This is a genomic window from Streptomyces sp. HSW2009 (assembly GCF_040240285.1).
GTDB lineage: Bacteria > Actinomycetota > Actinomycetes > Streptomycetales > Streptomycetaceae > Streptomyces.
Genome location: NZ_JBEHZD010000669.1, coordinates 1 through 3,705 on the forward strand (window position 1 = coordinate 1; position 3,705 = coordinate 3,705).

Consider the following 3,705-nt stretch of genomic DNA (forward strand, 5'->3'; position numbering starts at 1 on the left):
AGCGGCACCGAGTCCATGTGCGCATCGGCGATGGGGGTGACCAAATTGGTGGCGCCGGGACCGGAAGTGGCAATGCACACGCCGACCTTTCCGGTCGCCTGCGCATAACCCGTCGCGGCATGCCCCGCACCCTGCTCATGACGCACCAGCACATGGCGCACCCGGGAGGAATCCATCATGGGGTCATAGGCGGGCAGGATCGCCCCGCCCGGAATTCCGAAGACGGTGTCGGCGCCGACCTCCTCAAGGGAGCGGATCAGTGCCTGCGCTCCGGTGATGGTGGTCTCCTCGATAGCCGTGATAGCCGTGATAGCCGTCTGTTCGATCTGGTCGGTCATGTGCCTGCTTCTTTCGTCCGGCCGGTGATGGAGGTCGAGGCGGGGGAGCCGGCTCACTGGGTGAGCCGGTCCCGGCCTGTGCGGGCCGTACGCGGTAGCGGTACTTCCTGGCCTCGTCGCCGTGCCGAGCGGTGTTTCAGCGGGCGGTGGAGCAGGGCGTCGGAGGTCATCCGGCACCCCAGTGCGATGGGGGTGACGTGCCGTCGGGGACGGTCACGGAAGGACGGGGGCGGTGCTGGAACTGCGGGGAACTGCGCCGCGGCGGGGCGGGCCCCGTACGGCAGCGGGTGGGCGGCACGTCCGGCGCCCGGGGGGCGCGCCGGACGTGGTGGCCCGGTCGGTAAGCCGCGCGGGGGAGGCCCGGGGGGTTGTCAGACCACCCCCGCGCGGGGTCTTCAGGCGGTCGCTTCCTCGGACGCGTCGTCCTGCTTGTCGACGGTCCGTGAGGTGACCAGCAGGAACACCAGGGCGATCACGGCGATGCCGGTGCCCAGGGCGTACATGGTGCCCACGCCGGCGTGCAGCGTGGCGCCGCCGAGCAGGGTGCCGAGGCCGATGCCCAGGTAGATCCCCGAGGAGTTGAGCGAGACCACCAGCGGGGCCTCCTGCGGGGCGACCGCGATCAGCCGGTGCTGCTGCGGGGGCGTCTGGCACCAGCTACTGGCGCCCCAGCCGATCATCATCAGACCGACGACGACGGGCAACGAGGCATCGGCGGCGGCGAGCCAGCCGAGCACGCCGAGCGAGACGACCATGGTGATGTAGCCGATGGTCAGGGCCCGGGTGGAGCCCCAGCGGTCGGTGCCGAAGCCGGCCAGGAAGTTGCCGAGCACGGCGCCGATGCCGTACAGGAAGAGCATCCACACATGGCGCGAGTCGGGGATGCCGACCGCGTCCAGGGCCTCGACGCTGTACGCGTACACGGTGTAGCTGGCGCCCATGCCGAGCACGGTCAGTGGCAGCACGGTCAGCACGGCCGGGTGGCGCAGCACCCCGAGCCGGGTCTTGAGCGGCACCCGGGGGTTGCCCGGCAGGTGCGGCATGATCCACGCCACCCCGATGGCGATCACCAGGCACAGCGCGGCGACCAGCCCGAGTGCGGTGCGCCAGCCGAGGACCTCGCTGGTCACGTTGCCCAGCGGCACGCCGAGTGCGGTGGCGATGGTGAGCCCGCCGACGACCACGGCCAGGGAGCGGGCGCGCAACTCCGGGCGGACCAGGGCGGCGCTGACGGCGCCGGCGTTGGGGGTGTACGCGGCGGCGCCGGCGGCGGCCAGGATGCGGGTGATGATCAGGATCGGGAAGTTGGGCGCGAGGGCCGAGCCGAGGTTGGCAAGGCCCAGCACGATCAGCGCGCCGACCAGCAGGGCGCGGCGCGGCAGCCGGGCGGTGAGGGTGGCGAGCACCGGCGAGAGGACGGCGTAGGCGGCGGCGAAGACGGTGATCGACTGCCCGGCAGCGGCCGAAGAGACGTTGAGCGAGTCGGCCATGTCGGGGAGGAATCCGGCGACCACGAAGGCGTCCGTACCGACGGCGAAGGTGCCGAGCGCAAGGACGAGTGTGGAGGTGAGGCCGCCGCCCGGGCTGGCCTCCTTGGTCGTCGACTGGCCCCCGGTCGAAACCGAGACATTGGACATCCAGATTCTCCCTAGAATCTCGCGCCGGGCACAAAGGAAATGATCTTTGACCGGCGCTGGGTGGTGCGGGTGTGGTGACCGGCTGGCGGGCAGGGGTGTGCCCGCGCTCCGGTGGAGCGGTGCGGAAGCCGGGGGTGGCCGGCGGGTCAGACGACGGTGGAGTTCAACCGGGCGTAGAACTGCCGGGTGCGCTCCGCGGTCGCCTTGGGGGTCGCGTCCATGAGGTCGGCCAGGGTGTGTGCCGCGAGCTCGCGCCGCCAGGCCAGTTCGGCCTTGCGCATGGCGATGGAGATCCCGCAGGGCTGGCGGAACTCCATGGCGCTGCCTTCGACGCCCGCGCCCCGCTGCCGGATCTCCGTGCAGCGGAACGGGCTCTCAGGCCCCTCGATGGCGGCCACGACCTGCATGAAGGTGATGTCCTCCGGCGGGCGGGCCAGTTGGAATCCTCCCCGGAGGCCGGGGGTGGACGTGAGGATGCCGGCCCGAACAAGCGCCTGGAGGCGCTTGTTCAGGTACGGCTGCGGCAACTCGAAACACGCTGCCAGCTTGGACGTCGGCACCGGACCCTCATCGGCCAGCCATGCCAACGTCAAGCAGCAGTGCAGTCCCCACTCGATCCCCTTGGCGAGTTGCATAACCTGGATGTTACACGTCCAGATTCCACTCGCGCGCCAACCACCGCGAAAGTACGTCAAGTTGTCGGTCCGTCAGCTCGGCGGGCGGCATGCGGCATGCGGCATGCCGTACGTGGCCTGGGACGTACGGCATGGCCTGGGGTGTACGGCGTGGCATCGGACGTACGGCGTGGGCTGGGTGCGCGTGGTGCGTGGCGCGCGGTGCGGGGGCGCGGCGGGGTGTCGCGCCCGCCGCGGCTCCGGTGCCACCGGGTCGGGCCCGGGTCAGGACTTCTCGATGACCGTCTTGATCCGCTCCAGCGTGCTGGCGAGGTCGCCGCCGAGCTTGGTCTGCCACTCGGTGAAGAACCGGGTGCGCTCCGCGTCGTCCATCTCCGCGGTGATGCCCCGGATGCCCTCGGTGGCGGAGCCCATCCAGAAATGGTGCGTCAGGACGCAGCCGTCGGCGGTGGATTCCAGGTCGAAGCCCCACACGCTCTCCTGCCGGGCGCCCTTGCTGTCGCGCATCGCCCAGCGGAAGGTCTGCCCGGGGTCCGCCGCCACCACCTCGGACTCGGTGGACCACCTTCCACGCACCACCGGCGCCCACGCCACCACGTCGGCGCTGCGTTCGTTATCGCCGCGGAAGACCGCTCCGACGGTGGCCGGCTCGCCGGTGATCCAGGTGCCGCCGACGCATTCGGGGCTCCAGTCGCCGCTGCGCGGCAAGTCGCTGATGACCGAGTAGACCTCGCTGGGCGTGGCGGAGACGAGCACCGAGGCCCGAGCCTGGAGGAGGGGCGCCTGAGCGGCGTTGGTTTCACTCATGGGCAACAGGCTCGGGGGACGGCTCCCGCAGGTCAAAGTGTGCGCTCGGGGTCCGTCAGGTCGGCGCCCGGGCGCGATGCGCGGGGCTGCCACGGCGTGCGGGGCCGCCCCGGCCGGCGGGGTCGCTCGATGGCGCCCCGTACCCGGTCGGTGCGGTGGTCTGGCGGTGGTTGGTGAATGGCCGTTACCTGAGGGAGCGTCGACGGTTGAGCTGCCTGCCTGCCTGCCTGCCTGCCTGCCTGCCTGCCTGCCTGCCTGCCTGCCTGCCTGCCTGCCTGCCTGCCTGCC

General features: G+C 71.4%; 4 protein-coding genes. All 4 read right to left on the reverse strand.

The window, feature by feature from the left end:
• Positions 1 to 338: thiamine pyrophosphate-binding protein (locus tag AAHZ94_RS30450; RefSeq protein WP_349996953.1), on the reverse strand; the 338-nt coding region annotated here is incomplete at its 3' end.
• A 395-nt stretch (positions 339 to 733) separates the two neighbouring features.
• Positions 734 to 1,975, reverse strand: a complete 1,242-nt coding sequence (locus tag AAHZ94_RS30455) for an MFS transporter (protein WP_349996954.1) — start codon at positions 1,973 to 1,975, stop codon at positions 734 to 736.
• A gap of 146 nt (positions 1,976 to 2,121) precedes the next feature.
• The gene (locus AAHZ94_RS30460; protein ID WP_349996955.1) at positions 2,122 to 2,610 is read right to left on the reverse strand and encodes an RrF2 family transcriptional regulator; all 489 of its coding nucleotides are present in this window, start codon (positions 2,608 to 2,610) and stop codon (positions 2,122 to 2,124) included.
• Positions 2,611 to 2,874: 264 nt separating this feature from the next.
• Positions 2,875 to 3,417: an SRPBCC family protein gene (locus AAHZ94_RS30465; protein WP_349996956.1), complete on the reverse strand. Its 543-nt coding sequence runs from the start codon at positions 3,415 to 3,417 to the stop codon at positions 2,875 to 2,877.
• Between the last annotated feature and the right edge of the window lie 288 nt (positions 3,418 to 3,705).

What these genes read in the sequence shown, in the direction of transcription:
- AAHZ94_RS30465 (WP_349996956.1), bottom strand. Translation starts at nt 3,417, where the DNA reads ATGAGTGAAACCAACGCCGCTCAGGCGCCCCTCCTCCAGGCTCGGGCC.
- AAHZ94_RS30455 (WP_349996954.1), bottom strand. Translation starts at nt 1,975, where the DNA reads ATGTCCAATGTCTCGGTTTCGACCGGGGGCCAGTCGACGACCAAGGAG.
- AAHZ94_RS30460 (WP_349996955.1), bottom strand. Translation starts at nt 2,610, where the DNA reads ATGCAACTCGCCAAGGGGATCGAGTGGGGACTGCACTGCTGCTTGACG.